This window comes from Caulobacter sp. UNC358MFTsu5.1 (genome assembly GCF_000712075.1).
GTDB lineage: Bacteria > Pseudomonadota > Alphaproteobacteria > Caulobacterales > Caulobacteraceae > Caulobacter.
In genome coordinates, this window is the sequence record NZ_JONW01000005.1 from 466,137 (window position 1) to 487,864 (window position 21,728).

The following is a 21,728-nucleotide window of genomic DNA, read 5'->3' on the forward strand; positions in this document are numbered from 1 at the left end:
GTCCCCCTCCGACGCGTCTAGCTCACGACGCGGCCCGCGGGAAGCGCGTTGCGGCTCCTACCCCAGGTCCAGCGCCCAGGTCTGGCCGACCAGGTCCTTGCCGAACGACTGGTGCGGCGCTTCGGCGACCAGGACGAAGCCGGCGCGCTGGTAGATCCGCCGCGCGGCGACGAGCACGCTGTTGGTCCACAGCTCCAGGCGGCGGCAACCGACCGCCCGGGCGCGGTCGATGCAGGCCTGGACCAGCATCGCGCCCACGCCCCGGCCGCGGGTGTCGGGCTCGACATAGAGCAGCCGCAGCTTGCCGGTGTCCGCCGTCTCGCCGCGCACCAGGAAGATCGAACCCACCACCCGGCCGTCCAGCTCGGCGATCCAGGCGGCCTCGCGGGCCGGATCGAACGCCTGGACGAAGTCGGCGAGGATGCGGGCGACCAGGGCCTCGTAGTCCTGGTTCCAGTCGTACTCCTGGGCGTAGAGCACCGCCTGGCGGTGGATGATCCAGCCCAGGTCGCCGGGCCGCAGGTCGCGCAGCACGACGCCGGACGACGCCTCGGCGTCGGGCGTCTCGTCGAACACCCGGCGGATGGAACGGGTCGCCGCCAGCAGGGTCTCGCGCTTGGGCGCCGGCAGGCCGTCCAGCAGCTCGCCGACCGCGCCGCGGGTGTTGCGTTCCAGGGCCGCGAAGGCCTCGCGGCCGGCGGCCGTCAACCGGATCGACCGACTGCGCCCGCCGCCGGGATGGGGCGCGGTCTCGACCAGGCCCCGCGTCTCGAAGCGCTTGAGGGTGCGGCTCAACTGGGCGGGGTCCAGGTCGAGGGTCCGGGTGATCTCAGCGGCGCTGGGTTCGTCGCGGTGGGCCAGCTCATAGAGGATCCGGGCCTCGGTCAGCGAGAACGGGCTGTTGTCCAGCCGGGGGTTCAGCAGGCCCAGCCGGCGCGTGTACAGCCGGTTGAACGCGCGCAGGGCGGCGATTTCCGTCTCCGGGACCATGGCTGTCTCCTCGGTGTATATTGACTGAGTCAAATAACCGATATCTTGACTGAGTCAACACGTTGCGACGGAGGTGATCGCCGGCCGCCGCGACGTTCGGCCGCGCCTCCGAAACCGCTGAATCCAGGCGTTGTTTTTCACGCTCGATACCAACCGATACAAATGACCCGCCCTCGAGGCGCGACCCGAAATCCGCGCGAAACAAACGCGGTCCTCCTAGGAGATGGGACGCACGACCCGCCCATGGCGCTCATGGCGAAGGTCCAGCCGCGGCCATAATCTGGCTGTATGGGGCCCACATGACTTTGCGCGCACTCGCCGAAACCGCCACCGTCCTGCTGGTCGAGGACGACGACGTGCTGCGCCAGGAGATGGCCGGCTATCTGGACACCCAGGGCTACACCGTCCGCGAGGCCCCCACGGTCGCCGCCGCGCGCGAGGTGATGGAGACCCGCTCGGTCGACGTGATGGTGCTGGACGTCAACCTGCCCGGCGAGAACGGCCTATCGCTGTGCCGCCAGGTGGCGGGGTCCGACGGCCCGGCCATCCTGCTGCTCAGCGCCCTGGGCGATCCGGTCGACCGCATCGTCGGCCTGGAGCTGGGCGCCGACGACTACGTGGTCAAGCCGATCCCGCCGCGCGAGCTGCTGGCCCGGGTCAAGGCCCTGCTGCGCCGCCGGGCCGGGGGCCAGGGTCCGCGCAGCGACGTGCGCCTGTTCGCCGGCTTCCGCCTGGACGTCGCCGCCCGCCAGCTGACCGCGCCCAACGGCGTGCTGCTGCTGCTGACGCCCGGCGAGTTCACGATCCTGTCCACCCTGGCCGACCACGCCCGCTCGGTGGTGTCGCGCGACGAGCTCCTGACCATCATCGCCGGCGAGACGGTCGAGAACCTGGGCCGCCGCGTCGACCTGCACATCAGCCGCTTGCGCCGCAAGATCGAGGCCCAGTCCGACGCCCCGCTGATCCGCACCTATCGCGGCATGGGCTACATGCTGGACGCCAGGGTGACGGTCGAATGACCGCCCGGGGGGGCGCTTCGAGGGGCTCCTTCCTGGCCGGACTGTCCAGGCGGTGGCCCAGCCCGCCGATCGCCGTGCAGATCCTGGCCCTGCTGCTGGCCGCCCTGATGGTGGCCCAGACCGTGACCCTGGGCCTGACCCTGCTGCTGCCGCCGGCCCCGGCGATGCACCACAGCCTGGCCGACATCGCCTCCGGCCTGCGCGGCGCCGTGCCCGACAACGACAGCGACCGTCCCCTGGTCCGCACGATCGAGACCCAGCCGCCCAGCCTGCAGAGCCCCGGCTGGGTGGCGTCCGAACCCGCCAGCGCCGACCTGGCCCGCCTGCTGAAGGTCCCGCGCGAGGACGTCCGCCTGCTGTTCTACGCCCCGCCGCCGTTCGCCGGCGCCGAGAGCCGCCGTCCCGGCCGGCCGCCCTCCCTGGCCCTGCTGTTCACCACCTACGCCGAGGCCCAGACCCTGCCGGCCGGACCCGGCCCCGGCGGAGTCGGGATGCGCGGCGGCATGGGCCCAGGGGCGATGACGGGCGTCATGACGGGCGGTCCGCAGGGCTTCCCCGCCGGCGGCGGCCAGCGGGTCTTCCGGGGCGGCTACGGCGCGCAGGACGGCTCCGGCGGCCAGCGGACCTTCAGCTACCAGTCGTCCGGCGCCCGCTCGGATCGCGCGACCGACCCGCTGTTCGCCGCGCCGTTCCGCTCTCGCCAGGTGACCCTGCCCGACTCGCTGCGCGGGGTGACGCCGTCGTCCCCGCCGCTGGACCCGGTGGCCGACGCCGCCGCGCGCGAACCGCCGCCGATCCGCCGCCCGACGCCGCCCCAGCCCCTGGCGCCCGCCGTGCCGGTCACCGAGCCGGTCCAGGCCGCCCCGACCGTCGCCCTGCCCGCGCCCCGGGCCAGCGCGCCCGCCCCCGCGCCCGAGCCCGCGGTCGGCCGCCCCCTGCCCGCGCCGGTGACCCGCAGCCTGTTCGGCCTGGCCCCGCCGCCGTTCATCGAGGGCGACTTCGTGGCCGCCCTGCGCGTGGGCCCGAACCAGTGGGTGACCCTGCGCCCCCGGCCCGAGGCCTTCCCCAACAGCTGGCAGCGGCGGGTGCTGATGTGGTTCGCCCTGTCCCTGGCCGTGGTGGCGCCGCTGGGCTGGGTGTTCGCCCGCCGCCTGGCCGCGCCCCTGGCCGGCTTCGCCGCCGCCGCCGAGCAACTGGGCCGCGACCCTGCCTCGCCGGTGATCGTCGCCGACGGCCCCGCCGAGATCGGCCGCGCCGCCCGGGCCTTCAACGCCATGCAGGGCCGGCTCAGCCGCTACATCACCGACCGCACGGCGATGATCGGGGCGATTTCGCACGACCTGCGCACGCCCCTGGCCCGCCTGCGCTTCCGCCTGGAGCGCGCCTCGCCCGCCCTGCGCCGCGAGATCGGCCAGGACCTGGACCAGATGGAGGCGATGATCACCTCGGTGCTGGCCTTCATGCGCGAGGACGCCGAGGCCGGCGCCCGCCAGCGGGTGGACCTGCGCTCGCTGCTGGAATGCGTGATCGACGAGGCCGAGGTCACCGGCGCCGACGTCGCCCTGGAGCCGGGCGAACCGGCCGAGGTCGAGGTCTCGGTGCTGGGCCTGCAGCGGGTGTTCGCCAACCTGGTCGACAACGCGGTCAAGTACGGCGACAGCGCCCGCGTCGCCCTGCACGTCGAGGGCGACGAGACGGTGGTCGAGATCCGCGACCGGGGCCCGGGCCTGGAGCCCGGCGAGCTGGAGCGGGTGTTCACCCCGTTCTACCGCGGCGTCGAGGCCCGCACGTCCAGCAAGCAGGGCGTGGGCCTGGGGCTCAGCTCCGCCCGCTCGGTGGTCCGCGCCCACGGCGGCGACATCCGGCTGAGCCTGCCGGGCGAGGGGCTGCTGGTGCAGGTCCGCCTGCCGCTGGTGGCCGCGGCCGCGCCGGCGACGCCCGTGCGGCTGCAGGCGGCGGAGTAGAGGGCGTCTTCCAGCTCGAAGTTGGGGACACACACTCACTCAAAGGGGCGGCCAGCTTGGCGGGGCCGCAGGGTGAGTGTGTGTCCCCCAAATCGTCCCGATCAGTGCCCCTCGTGCCCCCCATGCGCCTCGGCCATGCCGCCCTGGCCGTCGGGGATGCCGATCTTGACGTTGGCCATCATGCCCTGGTCCTCGTGGTCGAGGATGTGGCAGTGCAGGACGTACTCGCCGATGTAGCGCTCGTAGCGGGTGCGCACGGCGATCTTGTAGCCCCGCTTGACGAACAGGGTGTCCTTCCACTGGTCCAGCACCCCGGCGTAGTCGGGGTCGTAGGCCGGCGTGCCCGGGTCGGTGACTGGTTGGCCCGCCGGGTTCAGCACGCTGATCACCTGGAACGGATTGACGTGGATGTGGAACGGGTGGGACCCGACGTCCGAGGTCAGCCGCCACTCCTGGACGTCGCCGATCTTGGCCGTGCGGTCGATCCGCGACGGCACATAGACCCCGCTCTCGTCCGGCGGCAGCTTGGGTTATTGACCTGGAACAGGGACTTCCCCGGCCGCTTCGGGTCCGCGACGATGGCGAACCGCAGGTCCTGCGGCGGCGCGTTCAGCTCCGCCTCGGCGATCGGCTTGTGCCAGACGAACTTCGACAGCTTCAGATTGGCGTCGATGTCGGCGACCACCTCGGCCTTGATCTTGCCGTCGGTGATGTTGCGGTCGGCGGCGGCCTTCATCTGGTCGCGCAGCGCCTTGTCGGGATCGGCGGGCGCCCTGCCCGCGGCCACCACCGCCACGCCCAGCAGCTTGATCGGCTCGGCCGCCTGGCTGGGGCTGCCCAGGGCGTCGCTGGCCCCGTCGATGATGCAGTAGTTCCCGGCGGTCGGGAAATAGACCAGCAGGTCGGCCCGGTAGCCGGGCTGCAGGCGCGCCTCGCTGGTGCGGAACACCTGGGACCGGGTCAGGCCGTCGACCGCCACCTCCCACATCGGCAGGGCGCTTCCGCCGCAGAACTCGCGCATGAACTTGTCCTGCCGATCGGCGGACACGGTGTTCCAGTCGGGCGCTCCGGCCTTCATCGGGAACAGCCGAAAGTTCACGGCCTCGCGCACCCCGCCGTGGATCAGCCGCCAGCGCTCGAACCGGCCGGCCTGGAGCCCCGTGACGCCGGGCTGGACCTTGCCGTTGATCGAGGTGAAGCGGCCGGAATACTGCCAGCTGGTGCTGTTGCTCAGCTGCTGATCGTAGTCGCGGATCTCGCCGACCTGGCCCGCGTTGCAGAGCCACGGCTGGCCCTTGGGCGTGTTCGACTGCTGGATCTTCCCGTCCTTGTCGAAGCAGGCGTACTGCACCTGCTGGAACATCAGCACCTTGTCGGGGAAAGCCTGGCCCTTCTCGTCCTGCAGCAGGACGTCGATGTCGCCCGGCGTGGTCGCCGTCGGCACGCGGTCGTCCTTGATGATCAACGCCCCGGTCATGCCGCTGGACACCTGCAGGGCGGTCGAGCCGTGCTTGTGCGGGTGGTACCAGAAGGTGCCGGCCGCGTGGTCGGACGGGACGTTGTACTCGTAGTCGAAGGTCACGCCCGGATTGATCGAGATCAGCACGTTGTCGCTGTTGCCCGACGGCGAGACCCACAGGCCGTGGGCGTGCAGGTTGGTCTCGTTGAAGCAGTGGGGCACGTTCACGCCCCCGTCCGGCATCTTGCACTTCTCGACCGGCAGGCGCTTGCCATCCTTGGTTTCGAACAGGTCGTTGTTCAGGCTGATCCGCACCGTCTGGCCGGGGCGCATGGTGATGGTCGGGGCCAGGAAGGGCGTGTCCGGGTCGACCGCCGAGCTGTGGTACGAGCGCAGCAGCACCTTGTCGTCGCTGAGCGTCCACGGGTTGCGGACCGTGCCCTCGGTGAACTCGATCGAGAATTTGTAGAGGATGTTCTTGCGCGGATCGACGTAGCTGTCGGCGCCGGGGATGGGCTCCGGCGGCTTGATCACGCCCAGGGGCGCGGTCAGCCTGGGCGGCGCGGGCTCTTCCTCCGGGATGGCGGCCGGCGGGTTGGCGAAGACGTTCGGCGGGGCCGCCTTCAGCGCCTGGGCGGCCGGCTTGGCGGCCTTGTCCTGGGCCAGCCCGTGCGACGGCGCGGCCGCCAGGGCCAGGGCGACGGCCGAGACGCCGGCCAGGGCGACGCACCGCGTGCGAGCGTGAGATTCCATGACTGCCCCTCCCAACGGCGCCGCCTCGGCCACGGAGATTGACCAGGGATTGCGGCGCGCCGAATGACTACCCATGCGCGAACTATCGCTCAAGGAGGGCCGATTGGAAAGGCGCAGCTTTGGGTTGGATCAGGCCGCCGAGATTCCGCAGTACCGCTCCAGGAAGGCCTGGTGCCCGGGCAGCCCGCCGACGGCGCGGGCGATGTTGGCGCTCAGGCCCGACAGCGCTCCGCGAAGCTCCTCGGGCGGCATCAGCCGGCCCATCTGGTGATAGCCGGTCGGCTGCAGCCGCTGACCCAGCATCACCTGCAGCCACGAGTCGACCTGGAACAGCTCGCCCGGCGCCTGGAAGGCCTGGGCGCTTTCGCGGAAGAGCTCGATGCGGTGGGCCAGGCTGTCGGGCACGTCCATGGTTCGGCAGCGGTCCCAGAACGGGCTGTCGGTCCGCTCGGTCAGCTTGTAGTGCAGGATGATGAAGTCGCGGATCTTCTCCAGCTCGTCGACGGCCTGCTGGTTGTAGCGGGCGATCACCGCCTCGCTGAATCCGGTGAACGGGAACAGCTGCATCAGCCGCGTCACCCCGATCATGATCAGGTGGATCGAGGTCGATTCCAGCGGCTCGACGAAACCGCTGGCCAGGCCCAGGGCGACGCAGTTCTTGGACCAGGTCTTCAGCCGCCGGCCGGTGCGGTAGCGGATGACGCGCGGCTCGATCAGCCGCTCGCCGTCCAGCGCCTCCAGCAGGGTGGCGCGAGCCTCGTCGTCCGACATGTACTCGTTGCTGTAGACCAGGCCGTTGCCCACCCGGTGCTGCAGCGGGATCTTCCAGCGCCAGCCGGCCGTGTGGGCGATGGCGCGGGTGTAGGGCACGGCGGGGCCCGTCGACTTGGTCTGGACCGCCAGGGCGCTGTTGGTCGGCAGCCAGTGCCCCCAGTCCTCGTAGCCGGCCTTCAGGGTCTGTTCGATCAGCAGGCCGCGGAAGCCCGTGCAGTCGACGAACAGGTCGCCCTCGACCCGGTCGCCGTTCTCCAGGACCAGGGCCTCGATGAAGCCGGTCTCGGCGTTCTGCTGGACCTGGCCGATCTTGCCCTCGACCCGCTTGACGCCCAGGGCCTCGCTCATCTTGCGCAGGAAGCCGCCATAGAGCGTGGCGTCCAGGTGGTAGGCGTAGTTCAGCTCCGGCCCCTCGCCCACCGAGAACTTGTCGGCCTCGGCGGCCTTCAGCTCGAAGCAGTAGTCGCCCAGCTCGCCGCCGAAGCCGGCCGCCTTCGCCTGCAGCCAGAAGTGATGGAAGCTTCCCATCCAGTTCGACTTCCCCACCTGGCCGAACGAGTGGATGTAGCGGTCGCCGATCTGGCCCCAGTTCTCGAACGAGATGCCCAGCTTGAACGTCGCCTGGGTGGCGCGCATGAACGCCGGCTCGTCGATGCCCAGCAGGGCGTTGAAGGTGCGGGCCGTGGGGATGGTGGACTCGCCGACCCCGACCGTGCCGATCTCGTCGGACTCCACCAGGGTGATGTCCAGCAGCGGGCCCAGCTGCTTGGCCAGGGCCGCGGCGGCCATCCAGCCGGCCGTGCCGCCCCCGGCGACGACGACCCTCTTCACGACCTGATCCTGCATGGCGTTCTCCTGGTCGTCAGCGGTTGAGGCGGTTGAGCAGATAGGCCCGCAGCCGGCGGGCCTTGCGGTCGTCCATCGGTCCGAGGTCGCCGCGCGCGCCCTCGGGCAGGTGCGCGCCGGCCCGGTCGGCGGGACCGAAGACGTAGTAGTCGAACAGTTTCTTCCAGGCCTGCTTCTCGAAATCGGGCCGGTCGCGCAGGCTGAGCAGGCCGTGCAGCAGGGTGTTCATGGGGGTGTCCATGAAGGCCGGCGCGGCGTTCCACCAGTAGTTCACCAGCACGTTGAACGGAGCCAGCGCCTCGACCTGGTGCCACCACAGGGCCGGATAGACCAGCACGTCGCCGGGCTCCAGCTCGGCCACCTGGGCGGCGGCCAGGGCGTCGCGGAAGCGCGGGAACCGCTCGAAGTCCGGGGCGTCGAAGTCGACCATGCTGACCGCCTGGCCGCCCGGCGTCATGTCCAGCGGGCCGGGATAGAGGTTCTCCACCTGCTCGGGCGGGAACAGGGTGAAGCGACGCCGGCCCACCGCGCAGACGGCGATGTTGTTGGACATGTCGTAGTGGGCGGCGGCGACCGTGCGGTTGCCGATCCAGATGCTGGCCAGGGGCGTGGCGTCGCCCAGGGCGGTCAGGTCCAGGCCCAGGTCATTCTCGGCCCGCAGGCCCGGCAGATAGGCGTCGATGTCGCTGGAGCCGATGTAGAGCGACGGCGCGCCGGGTTCGTCCCCAGGTTCGTCCAAGGTCTGCTCGATCCGCTTCAGGAAGGCCGGCAGCGGCGTGCGCTCGGTCTGGAAGTTCAGGCGGGCGACGGCCTCGTCATAGCCGAACCGCCCCTTGATCTCAGGCGCGCCGGTATAGCCGACGAAGCGCTCGCCGCGATCGTGCGACAGGAGGTAGTCCATGGCCGCGCGGGGCGACCGCAGGCCCGCCCGCACCAGCGGCCAGTCGCGGGCCATGCCGCGGAAGATCGTCGGCCGCTGGAGGGTCAGGATCTCGTCGAACGGGATCTGCTCGGGCGTCAGCCCCTCGACCACCGGCGTCCTGCGAGCGATGTCGGTCATCGGATCCCTCCGCTCAGGCCCCGGCCCGCTTGCGGTTCTTCAGCTCGACCAGGAACCCGACATTGCCCAGGGACGACAGGACCCATTGGGCGGCGGCCAGGAACCCGCTGCGATGCAGCGCCTCCAGCCCGGCGGCGTCCAGGGCCGCGAACCGGTCCTGGGAGATCGTGTAGAGCTCGGGCAGGTCGTACTGGGTGTAGTCGTCCAGCTTGATCTCGACGTCGACCGGCTCGACCAGGCCGTGGGCCTCGAAGGCCGCGAACATCGCCTTGCTGAACTCCAGGCCGTCGTAGATCACGCCCAGCAGGCGCGCGACGTGCTGCAGATAGGGCGAATTTCCCCCGGCCGGCAGGAACACCGGCTCGCCGTCGGCGGCGCCGACGCGGGGGTGGTCGAGGTCGACATGGATCATCGGCTCGGCGCCCCGGTCGCGCAGGGCGATCGAGAACGGACCGCGCTGCTGGATGGCCGGCACGTAGCGGGCGTTCCAGCCGCCTGGCTCGAGGAACAGGTTCTCGTCCCGGTCCAGGCCCAGCAGGGCCACCGACTGGAAGGCGCCCTCGGCGTCCTTGCGGAAGAAGATCGGATACTCGCGCTGAACCGCCTCGAACTCGGTGGGGAAGATCAGCACCTGGTTGATGTCGTCGCCAAAGGCGGGACCGTGCCCCGTGGCGACCCGCAGGTCGCCGTGGTCGACGTTGTTAAGCAGCACTCGGTTCGTCATGTCCGCCCCAACTTCCGGTCCCGGACCCGCGGCGCGGGTTCGGTGTCCGGCCACTGTAGAGAAGAAAGGGCCGCTGCGAACAGCGGCCCTTCCCCCCGACCTAGGTCGGGGCCCCAAGACAAGAGTCCCGCGACCCGACCATGGCTACGTTCCTTAGAACTTGTAGCGCGCTCCGAGCAGGAAGCGGCGGTCCAGTTCTTGCGCGTACCACAGCTCGTGTTCGTCGCGAGCGTAGGTGCGCAGGCTCTCGTTGGTCAGGTTGATGCCTTCCAGCGAGATCGCCAGCTTGGACGTCACGTCGTAGCTGATGTTGAAGTCCAGCTCGCCGAACGGCGCGACGAACACCGGGTTGCGCGAGCCGCCGCGGTTGGTGGCCTGCAGGAACTTGTCGCGCCAGTTGTAGGCCAGACGCGCCGAGATCCCGTTCTTTTCGTAGATCAGGGTGGCGTTGGCCGTGTCGCTCAGACCCAGCAGGGCGAACTGGTCCTGGCCCGGGTCGGAACCGATGTCGAAGCCGACGTCGCCGCGCACCAGGGTGTAGGCCCCGGAGACGCCGAAGCCGGTGTCGCCGAAGAAGTGCTGGGCGGCGATTTCGAAGCCGTGGATCTTGCCCGTCTTGTTGTTGATCGGCTGCGCGACCTGGAAGTTGAGCAGCGGATCGGACGCGTTGGGCGAGACGTCGGTGGCCGCGAGGATCGCATCGACGAAGGCCTGGTTGAGGTCGCCGGACGGACCGCGGTTGGCCTGGTACTGGGCCGTGGCGGCCGCCACCGAACCGGTCGTGTTGATCAGCGAGGTCATCGTGAACAGGTTGACGTCGGTCTGATCGGCGCCGATCGCGGCCAGGGACGCCTTGGCGTCGCCCGAACGGGTTCCGGCGGCGCCCGAGCTGGCGTCACGCAGGCCGAACAGGCTCTGGTTGAACGTGCCCGTACCCACGAAGTTGTTCACGCGCTTCTCGAAGAAGCCCGCCGAGATGTAGCTGTCGGGCTTGTAGTACCACTCGACCGAGACGTCGAAGTTGTCCGAGATCAGCGGCTGCAGTTCCGGGTTGCCCCGGGTGGCCAGCGGGATGGCGCCGTTGGCGATCGGACGGTTCGGCGCCTGAGGGGCGACCGAAGCGAACAGGTTGCCGTAGTCCGGCCGCGCGATCGTGCGGCTGAACGAGAAGCGACCGATCAGGTCCTTCCTCAGCTCCATCTGGAAGTCCAGGGCGGGCAGCAGGTTGCTGTACTTGTTGCTGCCCGAGATCGGCGAGTAGGTGGACGCGGTGTCGATGCGGAAGTCGTTGTCGGCGGTCCAGACGACGGCTTGCGGCGTGCGGATCAGCGACACGGACTCCGACTTGGTCTCCTCGTAGCGGGCGCCGGCGACCATGCTGGCCTCGTGGCCGGCCAGTTCGCCCTTCCAGGTCAGCTGGCCGTAGACGGCCCAGATCTTCTCGTCGACGCGGTTGTCGTCCTGGCTGGTCACGCCGATGGCGTTGCCGACCGAGACGTAGTGCGGCGACAGGGCGTTGTAGAGGGCGATCGCGTCGGCGCGGAAGGCGACCAGGCCCGTGCCGCTCTGATGCGCGTCGAAGGTGTCGAAGCGGCAGGCCAGGCAGAATTGTTTCACCAGGTTGCCGGCGTACTGCGACACGTCGCGCGGGTTGGAGATGCCCCAGCTGCCCAGGTCCTGCTGGGTGTTGATGCTGGCCTGCTTCATCTTCGAATTGCGGTAGTCGAAGCCGAAGTCGAAGCGGCTGCCGCTGTCGTCGAATTCGTAGCCGCCGTCGGCGCGGAATTCCTTGATCTCCTGGTCCTGGCTCTGGGCCGAGGTGCGGGCCACCTGGCTGCCCAGGTCGCCGACATCCAGCACGCCGTTGCCGTTGCCGCGCGGCAGGGCGTCGTTGATGACCACGGCCTGGACCGGGATCTTGCCGTTGTAGTCCACCGAGTGCGTCGAGATGATCGGCGCGCCGATGCTGACCGAGGTCGAGCTGGTGCCGTTGGGGGCGTCAGGATCGCTGGACGCCTTCGAGATGTGGCCGTCGACCGTGATCTTGAAGCGGTCGGTGACGTCCCAGGCGCCGTTCAGGCCGAACGACTTCAGCTTGTCCTCGTTGGCGCGGTACTGCTGCTCGAAGCCGGTGTCCTTGGTGCCGCTGAGGGTTTCCTGCAGGAACACGGCGGTGGCGACCGTCGGGTTCTTGTCGAAGGTCACCTTGTCGAACGGACGGTTGAACCAGTTGGTCTGGTCGTTGCGGCGTTCGAACGACTTGTTGTCGGCGTACAGGCCGTCGGCCGTGATCAGGATGTTCTCGGTCGGGCGCCATTGCACCGACGCCTGGGCGTTGATGCGTTCGCGGCTGCCTTGCGAGAAGTGGTAGCGGCTGTCGTTCGGGATCGCCACCAGGGTGTCGCCGCTGGCCGGCGCATTGGTGATCTGGGTCGCGCCGCCGTTGCGGACGAAGCCGTTGGCCGGATTGATGAAGTCGGAATACTTGCGGATGTTCCAGTCGTTCGACGTGGCGCTGGTGCTGGTGAAGTTGCGCTTCTGGTAGCTGCCGAACAGGGTGACGCCGAACTTTTCGTCCGCGTCGGTCCAGTTCAGCAGGCCCGAGACTTCCGGCGTCACCTTGGACGCGTCCTCGAGCTTGTTGTCCATGCTCGTATCGTAGACCGCCTTCACGCCGAGGCTGCCCGTCAGGCCGCTCTCGCGCGCGTCGAAGGGACGGCGGGTCTTGACGTTGATCGTCGCGCCGATGCCGCCCGACGGGATGCCCGCGCGGCCGGTCTTGTAGACTTCCAGGGTCGAGACGCCTTCCGAGGCGAGGTTCGAGAAGTCGAACGAACGGCTGGTGCCGGTCTGGAAGTCGGCCGACTGGTCGCCGCCGACGGTGGAGACGTTGGCCGAGGGCATGGTCCGGCCGTTCAGGGTCACCAGGTTGAAGCCGCCGCCGAAGCCGCGGACCGTGACCTGCGAGCCTTCGCCGTTGGTGCGGTCGATCGAAACGCCGGTGATGCGCTGCAGGGATTCCGCCAGGTTGGTGTCGGGGAACTTGCCCATGTCTTCGGCCGAGATGGCGTCGACCACACCGCTGTTGCTGCGCTTGATCTCGATCGAGCGCTCCAGAGAGGCCCGGATGCCGGTGACGACGATCTCGTCGACCGTGCTGCTGTCGTTGTTGCTCTGGGCCTGGGCCTGACCGCCGGCGAAGATCGCCACGGACAGCGCTATCAGAGACGCAGAGGTATTCAGGCGACGGTGTCGCTTCATAGCCGTTTCCCCGCACAAGTAGCCCCCGAGGGGGCATTGGTTCTTTTTGTTTCGACGCCGATACGTGGACCCCGACCGTTTTTGCGATTGTCGTCAAAAACAGCGGAATATCGGCGATCGAGTTAGCGGTAACATCAGTACGCGAAATCGGTCAAGCGACCCAAAACCGATTTTGACAGCGCTGTATCGGCTCATTTCTCATACAAATGATCAGAAACCCTGACAAATAAGCGGGTTGCCGCTTTTTTGACGCAAAAGCCTTTTTCGCAAGGCGGTTCGGTTGTTGCAGTCCCGACACAGAGGGCGCCCGAGCAATCTGCGCGTCATCCGCTCACGGCGCTTCGTCCTGACGTAGCGGAAACCGGCTTTGGACGGATCGGCGGTCGCCCGCCGAAGCTCTGCAAGAAACCCCGTTGACGAGACCCTGAACAATGTTACCGCTATCGCGGGCTTTTCAGGCTGGCGGTCATTCGCTCGCCCATCCGCCCGTGGATTACTCAAGGGGCCGGCGTCCTCGCGACGGCGGCCCCCTCTTTCTCCCAGCCCCTCTCCGCCCGATCGCCACCGGACCTCGAAATATGGGACCGGTACCAAAAGTGCGTTGACGCCCGCCCGCAAGACGGGAAGGTTGCGCCCGGAACCTGGAGAGACGTCCAGGACGGGAGGAGCATCATGGAAGTCTTGTCGCGGTCGTTGAAGGCCGCCGCGCTGGCCGCGAGCCTGATGGCCGGCGTCGCGCCCGCCGCCCTGGCCCAGGCCCCGGCCAAGCCTGCCGCGAGCCCGGCTTCCGGCGCCCTCAAGCTCAACGCCAAGGGCTATCTCGAGACCCCCGGCCTGAACGTCCTGGTGTTCAGCAACGGCTCGGAAGACCTGTTCAACGACGCCAAGATGAGCGGGGTCGAGCTGATCCAGCACGGGGTGCGCACCGTCACCAACGGCGACGTCCGCCTGAGCCCCACGCCCGGCCAGTGGGACCCGATGGCCAAGCTGATCGAGCGCAAGGTCGACCCGGCCACCGGCGTGATCACCGCCACCCTCGAATTCGTCGGCCAGGACTTCCGCTACGCCATCCGCGTCGAGCCGCGCGGCCGGGACTTCACCGTCAGCGTCAACCTCGACAAGCCCCTGCCCGCCGCTCTGGAGGGCAAGGCCGGCTTCAATCTCGAGGTCCTGCCCTCGGCCTATTTCCGCAAGACCTTCCTGGCCGACGGCAAGCCGGGAAGCTTCCCGCTGTATCCCAGCAGCCCCATGGCGGCGCCGGTGGACGGCCGCGCCGAGCCCCTGCCCCTGGTCACCGCCGGCCGCTTCGTTCTGGCCCCGGAAGACCCCGCGCGGCGGATCACCATCGCCAGCGCCGCCGGCGGCCCGGTCTCGCTGTACGACGGCCGCAACCAGGCCCAGAACGGCTGGTACGTGCTGCGCGCCCCGATCCCCGCGGGCAAGACCGGTCGGGTGGTCGAATGGACCGTCTCGGCCAACGCCCTGCCCGGCTGGGTCCGCCCGCCGTCCATCGCCCACTCACAGCTGGGCTACGCGCCGGGCCAGAAGAAGGTGGCGATCGTCGAGCGCGACCCGGCCGATCCGCCCAAGGCCCAGGCCCGGCTGCTGAAGGTGGGCGAGACCGGGGTCTTCACCCCGGTGCTGACCGCCCCGCTCGGGGCCTGGAAGCCCTGGCTGCGCTACGCCTACGCCGACTTCGACTTCTCGTCCGTGACGACGCCGGGCCTCTATGTCGTCGAATACGCCGGCCGGCGCACCGCGCCGTTCAAGATCGATCCGACCCTCTACGCCGACGCCTGGCATCCCACCCTGGACGTCTATTTCCCGGTCGCCATGGACCACATGTTCGTCAACGAGGCCTATCGGGTCTGGCACGGCGACAGCCACCGCGACGACGCCCTGCAGGCGCCGCTGAACCACGAGCACATCGACCTCTATCGCCAGGGCCCGACCACCGACACGCCGTTCAAGCCGATGGAGCACATCCCCGGGCTCAACGTGGGCGGCTGGTTCGACGCGGGCGACTTCGACATCCGCACCCAGACCCACTACGCGGTCGTGCGCACCCTGGTCGACACCTGGGAGCAGTTCCGCCTGACCCGCGACGAGACCACGGTCGACGAGGCGCGGCGGCACGTCGAGATCCACGTGCCGGACGGGACGCCCGATATCCTGCAGCAGATCGAGCACGGCACGCTGCAGCTGCTCGCCCAGCACAAGGCCGTCGGCCACGCGATCCACGGCATCGTCGAGCCGGACGTCGGCCAGTACACTCATCTGGGCGACGCGGTGACCAAGACCGACGGCCTTGTCTATGACGCCAGCCTCGGCCCCGACCAGGTCAAGGACGGCCGCAGCGGGGTCAAGGACGACCGCTGGGCGTTCACCAGCAAGTCCACGCCGCTGAACTACGGTTCGATCGCCGCCCTGGCGGCGGCCAGCCGCGCCCTGCGCGGCTATCGCGACGCCCTGGCCGACGACTGCCTGGCCACCGCCCAACGGGTCTGGGACGAGGAGCACAGCCACGCCCCCGACCTCTTCCACCACGGCAACACCACCGGCGGCGACATCGTCGACGAGGAGTTCAGCGCCGCCGTCGAACTGCTGATCGCCACCAAGGACCCGAAATACGCCGCCCGGATCGACGAGCTCTGGCCCAAGGTTGAGGCCCGCTTCGCCCAGAACGCCGACTTGGCCGCCCGGGCCGTCCCGTTCATGCCGCCGGCCTTCAAGGCGCGGATGGCGCCGGCGGTGCGGGCCTACAAGGCGCAGAGCGACAAGCTGCTGACCGAGAACCCGTTCGGCGTGCCGATCGCCATGGGCGGCTGGGCCGGCAGCGGCGGCGTCGCCGAGTTCGGCCTGACCCATTGGGCCCTGCACAGGGCCTTCCCCGAGATCATCGACGGCCAGGCGGTGTTCCGGTCGCTGAACTATCTGTACGGGACCCATCCGGGCTCGGACATCTCGCTGGTCTCGGCCGTGGGCACGGTCTCCAAGGAAGTCGCCTACGGCAACAACCGCGCCGACTTCAGCTTCATCGCCGGCGGCGTGGTGCCCGGCGAGCTGATCGTCAAGCCGGACTTCCCCGAGAACAAGGAGGACTGGCCGTTCTTCTGGGGCGAGAACGAGTACGTGATCAACGTCGGCGCCAGCTACATCCAGCTGGTGAATGCGGCGGCGGCGTTGGCCAAGGAACCCTCCAACGCTCCAAAATAACAACCGTCATTCCGGGCCTTGCGCCCGGAACCCCTCGTTCAGCTCGCACGTGAAGCGCAGGCGGTTCGCCGGCGAACCGCCCCTCCCGCACTTGCGGCGGACAGAGGGGTCCCGGGCACAAGGCCCGGGATGACGGCTGAAATTGAAGGGCGAAACGACTAGGCCGAAACAGCCGGATCCAGCTGCGCCCACAGCTTCCGCTCCGCCCCGAACCGGTCCGGGACCACGCTGCAGGCCACGTCCAGCACCATGGTCGATCGGGTCTTCAGGTCGTAGGCGGGCCAGGCCGGCTGGCCGGGCGCGCTGGGCTTTCCCGACCGCGCGAAATTGGCCCACATGGTGCTGATGTTCCGGGCCGCCTCGAAGCGGTCGGCGCGGTCGCCGGCCAGGGTCTTGGGCGAGGCCACGGTGTTGAACACCAGGGGGATGTCGCTGGCGTGCATGGCCCCCAGCTCGATGTCGGTCCCGTCCATCTTGCGGTTCGAGCGGTAGGCGATGTTGTAGACATAGACCGGCGCCTTGCCCTGGGCCGCCTTGCGCTCGGCGGTGACCACCGAGCCCGCGCCCATGGCGTGGTAGCTGAGCGCCGTCAGGTAGAGGTCGCTGGGGCTCGCGCCCGGATGGGCCGCCCGCAGGGCGTCGATCACCATCGGGGTCTTGTCGCCGAGCCTGGGCGCCAGCCGCGCCTTCAGCCCCGCCTCGTCCAGCCGGAAGGCCTCGATGTCCTTGTTCTGCCACGAGAAGAAGGCCGCCTCGCGATCCAGCCAGCCGATCATCAGCGGCTTGCCCGCGGCGCTGGCCGGGGCCGTCGGGTCGAACGGGTGGTGCGGCAGCAGACCGCCGTCGACGATGGGTCCGTAGCTGCCCGGATTGAGCGACTGGATGCCCTTCCAGCCGCCGCTGTCGCCCGGATACTTGGCCAGCAGGGCCTTCTGGGCGGCCAGGACCTGGGGCGCGGGGACATCCAGCAGCTTGCGCCAGTCGGCCGGGGCGATGCCCAGCAGGTCCAGATAGAACCGCGTCGTCTGGGCGGCGACGTCGGGCGTGGAGATCCGCACCACCGGGCCGCTCTGGATGATGGCCTTGGAGAACAGCGGCGCGACCGACGGCATGGCGTAGAGGCACGAGGTCTTGGCCCCGCCGCCGCTCTCGCCGAAGATCGTCACGTTGCCGGGATCGCCGCCGAACGCGGCGATGTTCCGCTGCACCCACTTCAGGGCCAGCACGATGTCCGACAGGCCCTGGTTGCCGGACCCGGCGTATTCCGCCCCGCCCAGCTCGCCCAGGTACAGATAGCCCAGCACGCCCAGGCGATGGTTGTGGGCCACCACCACCACGTCGTGCTCGCGGGCCAGCATCGAGCCGTCCTGGGCCGTGCTGCCGCCCGAGCCGGTCGTGTAGCCGCCGCCGTGGCTGTAGAACATCACGGGCTTGCCCTTGCCCCCGCCCGCGGGGGTCCAGACGTTCAGCACCAGGCAGTCCTCGCCCGGGGCCGGCTCGTTCAGGCCGTAGACGGTGGTCGGGTCCTGCAGGGTGGGCGTGCCCAGCCGCGTGGCGTCGCGCACCCCGGTCCAGGGCGCGACGGGGCGGGCCGGCTTGAAGCGGTTCGGTCCCGAGACGCTGTCGCCGTAGGGCACGCCCTTGTAGGCGTCGACGCCGCCGGTCCGCACACCCCGCAGGCGGCCCTCGGCGACCTCGATCTCGACGGCTTCAGAGGGGGCGTCGGCGCGCGCCGCCCACGGCAGGACCAGGCTTCCAGCGATGGCCGCGCCGCCGGCCAGCAGGCGCCGGCGATCGACGCCGTTCTCGAAGGACTTCATGGAAGCCTCACCATTCTCGAGCGGTCTCCGGCCGACGCCGGAGCCCGGGTTCATCCTGCGTGACTCCGGGATCCGACAGGACCCCGACCTTGGTCGAAGCCTGCTAGCGGCACATCTTGTCAAGTTCCGCCCCGCCCCAGGCGGGCTGCGACGGCACGGGCAGTCCCTTGGCCTTCATGGCCTCCTCCAGGGTCGTGGGGACGGCGGTGGCCTCGGCGTGGAAGTCGGCGGCGTAGAACTTGTCGCGCTCGGCCTCCTCCAGGCCGACGAAGGTCACGCCGTTGTCCTGATACAGCTTCAGCAGCCTGGGCATCATCCGCGCGTCGAAGGCCCCGGCGTGCATCAGCAGCACATAGGGGATGTCGCGGCCGTACAGCGTCGCCGACAGGCCGCGCTCGAAGTCCAGGCTGTCCTTGGCGGCCTTCAGGTAGCTGGCCTCCAGCACCGCCACGGCGGCCGTGTCACCCTTGGCCATACAGCGGGCGTAGGGCTCGTTCCAGGCGTAGTCGCCGAAGCTCATGGTGACGCTGGCGATGCGGTAGCCGCGGGCCTTCAACACCTTGCGGGCCGCCGCGTGCTTCTCGGGCGTCTCGCCCTCGCTGAGATAGGGGTAGCGCACCCAGCGCCAGTCCTGGCCGGCCATGTGCTTTTCCAGCAGCGGCTCGTTGCGGACGAGGTCGGCCTCCCAGTCGGCCAGGCCGTTGGTGTTGAGGTTCATGTGCGACCAGGTGTGGTTGGCCAGCGGATGGCCGGCCGCGCGCCACAGCGACAGCACGCCCACCGAGTCCGGCTCCTTCTCCTCCTGCACGCCGTTGACGAAGCCGTAGACCGGCCCCGTCCTGGCGTCGTGGAAGGCGGCTAGCAGCCGGCCGGCCACGTCCATGCGGCTGACGCCGGGCGGCAGGGCGCTGTGGGCCGGCAGGTCGTCGAAGGTCAGGGCCATCTTCACCGGCGTCGCGGCCCGGGCGGCCTGGGCCGCGCCCGCCGTCATCGCCAATACGGCCAGCGGCGCGATCCACCGCGACCAAAGCCCAGCCCGCGCGCGCCGCGCTCCACCTTCGACAGCCATGCGTCCTCCCGTTTCATCCTTCGCGGATGATAACGGTAACAGTTATGCCGTCCGCAGGCTTCGCCGCAAGGCCCCTAGAAGGTGTAGTCGAACCCGAGCCGGAAGAGGTTGCCGCGCACGTCCGCCTCGGAGCTCAGGGTGGCGTAGCTCGACCCGACCGTGGCCTGGGACTTGATCGTGCCGAAGTCGGTGTACAGCCACTCCCCGCGGATCGCGGTCCTGTCGCTCAGGGCGTAGGCGCCGCCGAGGCCAGCGGTCCAGCCCCACTTGACGTCGGACTTCTCGTTGTTGCCCGTGATCGGCGTCGTGCGGGTGTCGCGGTAGCGGGTCGACAGCTTGATGTCCGACGCGGCCACGCCGCCCGTCGCGTACACCAGCCAGGTGTCGTTGCCGTAGCCGATCCGGGGACGCAGGGTCCACATCCAGTCGGTCTTCACCTTCTGCTCGATCGTGAAGTCGACCGGCGGATTGATCGCCAGCCCCGACCGGTAGGTCTTCTCGCGGTCCTCGCCCAGATTGTAGTAGCCGATGTCGGTCTCCATCCCGATCAGCCACGCCCCCGTCCAGTAGTTGACGCCCGCCTGGAAGCCGCCGGTGAACCCGACGTCGTTGTCGTCGTCCTCCGAGATCGGGGCGTTGATCAGGCCGATGTCGCCGGGCGGGATGACCGTCCCGCCCGAACCGGCCGCCGCCTTCATGCTCAGGGTGGTGTCGCCCCACGACGCGCCGACATTGCCGCCGACATAGAACCCGTCCCAGGGCGCGCTCTGGGCGACGGCCGCGCCGGCTCCCAGGCAAACGACCCCGACCGCTCCGAGAGCGGCCATGAACTCCGACCCGCGCATGCTCGTCCTCCACGCCTTACGATGACGGGGGCGAGCATTCCCGCCGAACCCGCCGCCCGGTATCCGGTGCGGACCTGAGGGCGGAAGACGGGGGACCGGAGGCGGCGCGCGGAACGACCCGCGCGCCGTTCACGCCTACTCGATGATGCGCAGCACGACACGACGGCTGGCGGCCAGGTCCTCGGGCGTGTCGCCGGTCGCGGCCGGGCGTTCCTCGCCCCACGACACCGTCTCCATGCTGGCCAGCGGGATGCCCTGGCTGAACAGGAAGCGGCGCGTTTCCAGGGCGCGCTTCTCGCCCAGGATGCGGTTCTTGTCGCTGTCGCCGCGCGGGTCGGCGTTGCCGACGATCTCGACGAAGACCTTCTTGTTGTCGGCCTTCAGGCGCTCGGCGAAGGCGGTCAGGGTGGCCTTGGCCTCGTCCGACAGGTCCCACTTGGCGGTCTCGAAATTGATGGTGTCGCTTTCGCTCACCACGGTGCGGACCATCTTGCCCCGCGCCAGGCCGTAGGCCTCGTCGGCCCGCGACTGCGCCGCCTGGGCGGACTTGTCCACGCCGTCGACCCGCGTCGACAGCGCGTTCACCTTGGCGTCGACGGCGTCGACGCGGGCGTTCACGGCGGCCACGTGTTCGTCGACGTACTGCTCGGTGGCGCAACCGCTCAGGGCCAGCCCACCAGCGACCAAGACGGCGGCCGCGACGCCCGAAAGATAATGACCCATCTTGGATCTCCCAGCTCTTGCCAAACTCGGCGAGGAGTTTGGCGCCCGGGCGGACAAGACCTATCAGGTGTAGACCTGAGCCTAGACCTCAGTTCACCCGAATCTGGGCTTGCCGAATCCTATGGTCGCGCATTGGCCTTTTCCCAGGCCCGCACCTTGACCCGGGCGGCGTCGAAAACACGTTCGTAATTGCCCTTCAAGACCTTCTCGCGCGTCTCCGGCGTCAGCTTGGCCCAGAGCGGCTTGTAGGCCTCGTAGACGGCGAAATACTGCTCGGGCGAGCGGGGCGCGACCACGTCGCTGCCGAACAGGAAGCGGTCCGGGTATTTGTTGATCAGGGCCGCCGCCAGGGTCGAGGACTCGTCGGTCGCCACCAGGTACTTGGCCACCTCGTCCCACGAGATGTCGAACATCACGTTCTTCATGGCGGGGTTGGAGAGGATCTCCTCCAGATAGGTCGCCTCGGACTTCACCGGCTGGACGACCCGCCCCATGCCGGCATGGGCCCAGATGATCGTCGTATTGGGATGGCGCGCGTACAGCGCCGTCAGCTGGTCGAAATAGCCCCGGACCTTGGCGTCCTTGGTGAAGGGCCGGACCATGTCGTTGTGCAGGATCGCCACCAGCCCGACCTCGCCGGCGAAGTCGAGCAGGCGGTCCAGCGACGGGTCGGTCAGGCTGGCCCCGCCGCCGGCGATCTTGGGCGAGACGAACTCCTTGTGCACCGAGAACTCGCCGATGCCGGTGAAGACCCCGGGGAACAGGGTCAGCACCCGCCGCACGTGGTCGGCGGCGTACATGTCGGCCGGGTTGAAGCCGGTGATCATCGGATCGACCCGCTTCTGCTGCTCCGGCGACAGGGCGCGGTACTGCAGGGCGATCTGGGCGTCGGTGAACGAGTAGTAGTACAGCGGCGCGTCGGCCTCGAGATAGTAGGTCGGGGCGATGTCGCCGCTCTCCAGGTGCGACCACTCCTGCTGCAGCGGGATGCCGAACAGGGTGGTGCGGCACACCCGGTCGCCCATCAGCTTCAGCACCTCGGCGGCCGAGGGCCCTTCCTGGATGTAGTTGGTCAGGTGGAAGTGGCTGTCGCTGAACTGGCAGCCCTTCGGGGTCGGGACCGGGGTCTGGGCCGCGACCTGCGCGGCGACGAGCGCCAGCGGGAGCCCCAGGGCGGCGAAGAGAAATCGGCGAGGCATCGCGAC

15 protein-coding genes are annotated in these 21,728 nt (G+C 69.4%); 3 read left to right on the top strand and 12 right to left on the bottom strand.

Features of this window, described 5'->3' with window-relative positions; genetic code table 11:
- Positions 1–57: 57 nt before the first annotated feature.
- A complete protein-coding gene (locus BR39_RS0104205) occupies positions 58–990 on the bottom strand; it encodes a helix-turn-helix domain-containing GNAT family N-acetyltransferase (RefSeq protein ID WP_029908030.1) in 933 nt (310 codons plus the stop codon).
- A 299-nt stretch (positions 991–1,289) separates the two neighbouring features.
- On the opposite strand from BR39_RS0104205, the gene BR39_RS0104210 reads away from it, so the two are divergent.
- Complete coding sequence (locus BR39_RS0104210) at positions 1,290–2,009, top strand: response regulator (RefSeq protein WP_029908031.1); 720 nt, start codon at positions 1,290–1,292, stop codon at positions 2,007–2,009.
- Positions 2,006–3,973, top strand: a complete 1,968-nt coding sequence (locus tag BR39_RS0104215; protein ID WP_029908032.1) for a cell wall metabolism sensor histidine kinase WalK — start codon at positions 2,006–2,008, stop codon at positions 3,971–3,973. Before BR39_RS0104210 ends, BR39_RS0104215 begins: the two co-directional genes overlap by 4 nt.
- Positions 3,974–4,074: 101 nt before the next feature.
- Here the strand turns inward: BR39_RS0104215 and BR39_RS25645 are convergent, their stop codons facing one another.
- From BR39_RS25645 to BR39_RS0104240, 6 genes are all read right to left on the bottom strand, one after another.
- Positions 4,075–4,470, bottom strand: coding sequence for a multicopper oxidase domain-containing protein (locus BR39_RS25645; protein WP_051695154.1), 396 nt, complete (start codon positions 4,468–4,470; stop codon positions 4,075–4,077).
- Entirely contained in the window at positions 4,413–6,185 is a 1,773-nt protein-coding gene (locus BR39_RS25195; protein WP_051695156.1) for a multicopper oxidase family protein, read from the bottom strand. Before BR39_RS25195 ends, BR39_RS25645 begins: the two co-directional genes overlap by 58 nt.
- Positions 6,186–6,314: 129 nt before the next feature.
- Positions 6,315–7,805, bottom strand: coding sequence for a tryptophan halogenase family protein (locus BR39_RS0104225; protein ID WP_029908033.1), 1,491 nt, complete (start codon positions 7,803–7,805; stop codon positions 6,315–6,317).
- Between the two features lie 16 nt (positions 7,806–7,821).
- Positions 7,822–8,865, bottom strand: a complete 1,044-nt coding sequence (locus tag BR39_RS0104230) for a cupin-like domain-containing protein (protein ID WP_029908034.1) — start codon at positions 8,863–8,865, stop codon at positions 7,822–7,824.
- 13 nt (positions 8,866–8,878) lie between these two features.
- The gene (locus BR39_RS0104235) at positions 8,879–9,589 is read right to left on the bottom strand and encodes a SapC family protein (protein ID WP_029908036.1); all 711 of its coding nucleotides are present in this window, start codon (positions 9,587–9,589) and stop codon (positions 8,879–8,881) included.
- Positions 9,590–9,742: 153 nt separating this feature from the next.
- Positions 9,743–12,850: a TonB-dependent receptor gene (locus BR39_RS0104240; protein ID WP_029908038.1), complete on the bottom strand. Its 3,108-nt coding sequence runs from the start codon at positions 12,848–12,850 to the stop codon at positions 9,743–9,745.
- Between the two features lie 672 nt (positions 12,851–13,522).
- Between BR39_RS0104240 and BR39_RS0104245 the strand changes: the two genes are divergently transcribed.
- Positions 13,523–16,066, top strand: a complete 2,544-nt coding sequence (locus tag BR39_RS0104245; RefSeq protein ID WP_029908040.1) for a glycoside hydrolase family 9 protein — start codon at positions 13,523–13,525, stop codon at positions 16,064–16,066.
- 158 nt (positions 16,067–16,224) lie between these two features.
- Here the strand turns inward: BR39_RS0104245 and BR39_RS0104250 are convergent, their stop codons facing one another.
- The 5 genes from BR39_RS0104250 to BR39_RS0104270 all read right to left on the bottom strand — a co-directional run bounded on the left by BR39_RS0104250 (position 16,225) and on the right by BR39_RS0104270 (position 21,722).
- Positions 16,225–17,886 carry a carboxylesterase/lipase family protein gene (locus tag BR39_RS0104250; protein ID WP_029908042.1) on the bottom strand — a complete coding sequence of 554 codons (1,662 nt, stop codon included), beginning with the start codon at positions 17,884–17,886 and terminating at the stop codon, positions 16,225–16,227.
- A 103-nt stretch (positions 17,887–17,989) separates the two neighbouring features.
- Entirely contained in the window at positions 17,990–18,955 is a 966-nt protein-coding gene (locus tag BR39_RS0104255) for a polysaccharide deacetylase family protein (RefSeq protein WP_029908044.1), read from the bottom strand.
- 74 nt (positions 18,956–19,029) lie between these two features.
- The gene (locus BR39_RS0104260) at positions 19,030–19,800 is read right to left on the bottom strand and encodes an outer membrane protein (protein ID WP_029908046.1); all 771 of its coding nucleotides are present in this window, start codon (positions 19,798–19,800) and stop codon (positions 19,030–19,032) included.
- 135 nt (positions 19,801–19,935) lie between these two features.
- On the bottom strand, positions 19,936–20,523 hold the full coding sequence (locus tag BR39_RS0104265) for an OmpA family protein (protein ID WP_029908048.1): 588 nt from the start codon (positions 20,521–20,523) through the stop codon (positions 19,936–19,938).
- A gap of 119 nt (positions 20,524–20,642) precedes the next feature.
- Positions 20,643–21,722, bottom strand: a complete 1,080-nt coding sequence (locus BR39_RS0104270) for an amidohydrolase family protein (RefSeq protein ID WP_029908051.1) — start codon at positions 21,720–21,722, stop codon at positions 20,643–20,645.
- Positions 21,723–21,728: the final 6 nt, after the last annotated feature.

Bases quoted from the DNA above. Each gene is read 5' to 3' on its own strand.
- BR39_RS0104205 (WP_029908030.1), bottom strand. From the start codon at position 990: ATGGTCCCGGAGACGGAAATCGCCGCCCTGCGCGCGTTCAACCGGCTG.
- BR39_RS0104210 (WP_029908031.1), top strand. From the start codon at position 1,290: ATGACTTTGCGCGCACTCGCCGAAACCGCCACCGTCCTGCTGGTCGAG.
- BR39_RS0104215 (WP_029908032.1), top strand. From the start codon at position 2,006: ATGACCGCCCGGGGGGGCGCTTCGAGGGGCTCCTTCCTGGCCGGACTG.
- BR39_RS25195 (WP_051695156.1), bottom strand. From the start codon at position 6,185: ATGGAATCTCACGCTCGCACGCGGTGCGTCGCCCTGGCCGGCGTCTCG.
- BR39_RS0104225 (WP_029908033.1), bottom strand. From the start codon at position 7,805: ATGCAGGATCAGGTCGTGAAGAGGGTCGTCGTCGCCGGGGGCGGCACG.
- BR39_RS0104230 (WP_029908034.1), bottom strand. From the start codon at position 8,865: ATGACCGACATCGCTCGCAGGACGCCGGTGGTCGAGGGGCTGACGCCC.
- BR39_RS0104235 (WP_029908036.1), bottom strand. From the start codon at position 9,589: ATGACGAACCGAGTGCTGCTTAACAACGTCGACCACGGCGACCTGCGG.
- BR39_RS0104240 (WP_029908038.1), bottom strand. From the start codon at position 12,850: ATGAAGCGACACCGTCGCCTGAATACCTCTGCGTCTCTGATAGCGCTG.
- BR39_RS0104245 (WP_029908040.1), top strand. From the start codon at position 13,523: ATGGAAGTCTTGTCGCGGTCGTTGAAGGCCGCCGCGCTGGCCGCGAGC.
- BR39_RS0104250 (WP_029908042.1), bottom strand. From the start codon at position 17,886: ATGAAGTCCTTCGAGAACGGCGTCGATCGCCGGCGCCTGCTGGCCGGC.
- BR39_RS0104255 (WP_029908044.1), bottom strand. From the start codon at position 18,955: ATGGCTGTCGAAGGTGGAGCGCGGCGCGCGCGGGCTGGGCTTTGGTCG.
- BR39_RS0104260 (WP_029908046.1), bottom strand. From the start codon at position 19,800: ATGCGCGGGTCGGAGTTCATGGCCGCTCTCGGAGCGGTCGGGGTCGTT.
- BR39_RS0104265 (WP_029908048.1), bottom strand. From the start codon at position 20,523: ATGGGTCATTATCTTTCGGGCGTCGCGGCCGCCGTCTTGGTCGCTGGT.
- BR39_RS0104270 (WP_029908051.1), bottom strand. From the start codon at position 21,722: ATGCCTCGCCGATTTCTCTTCGCCGCCCTGGGGCTCCCGCTGGCGCTC.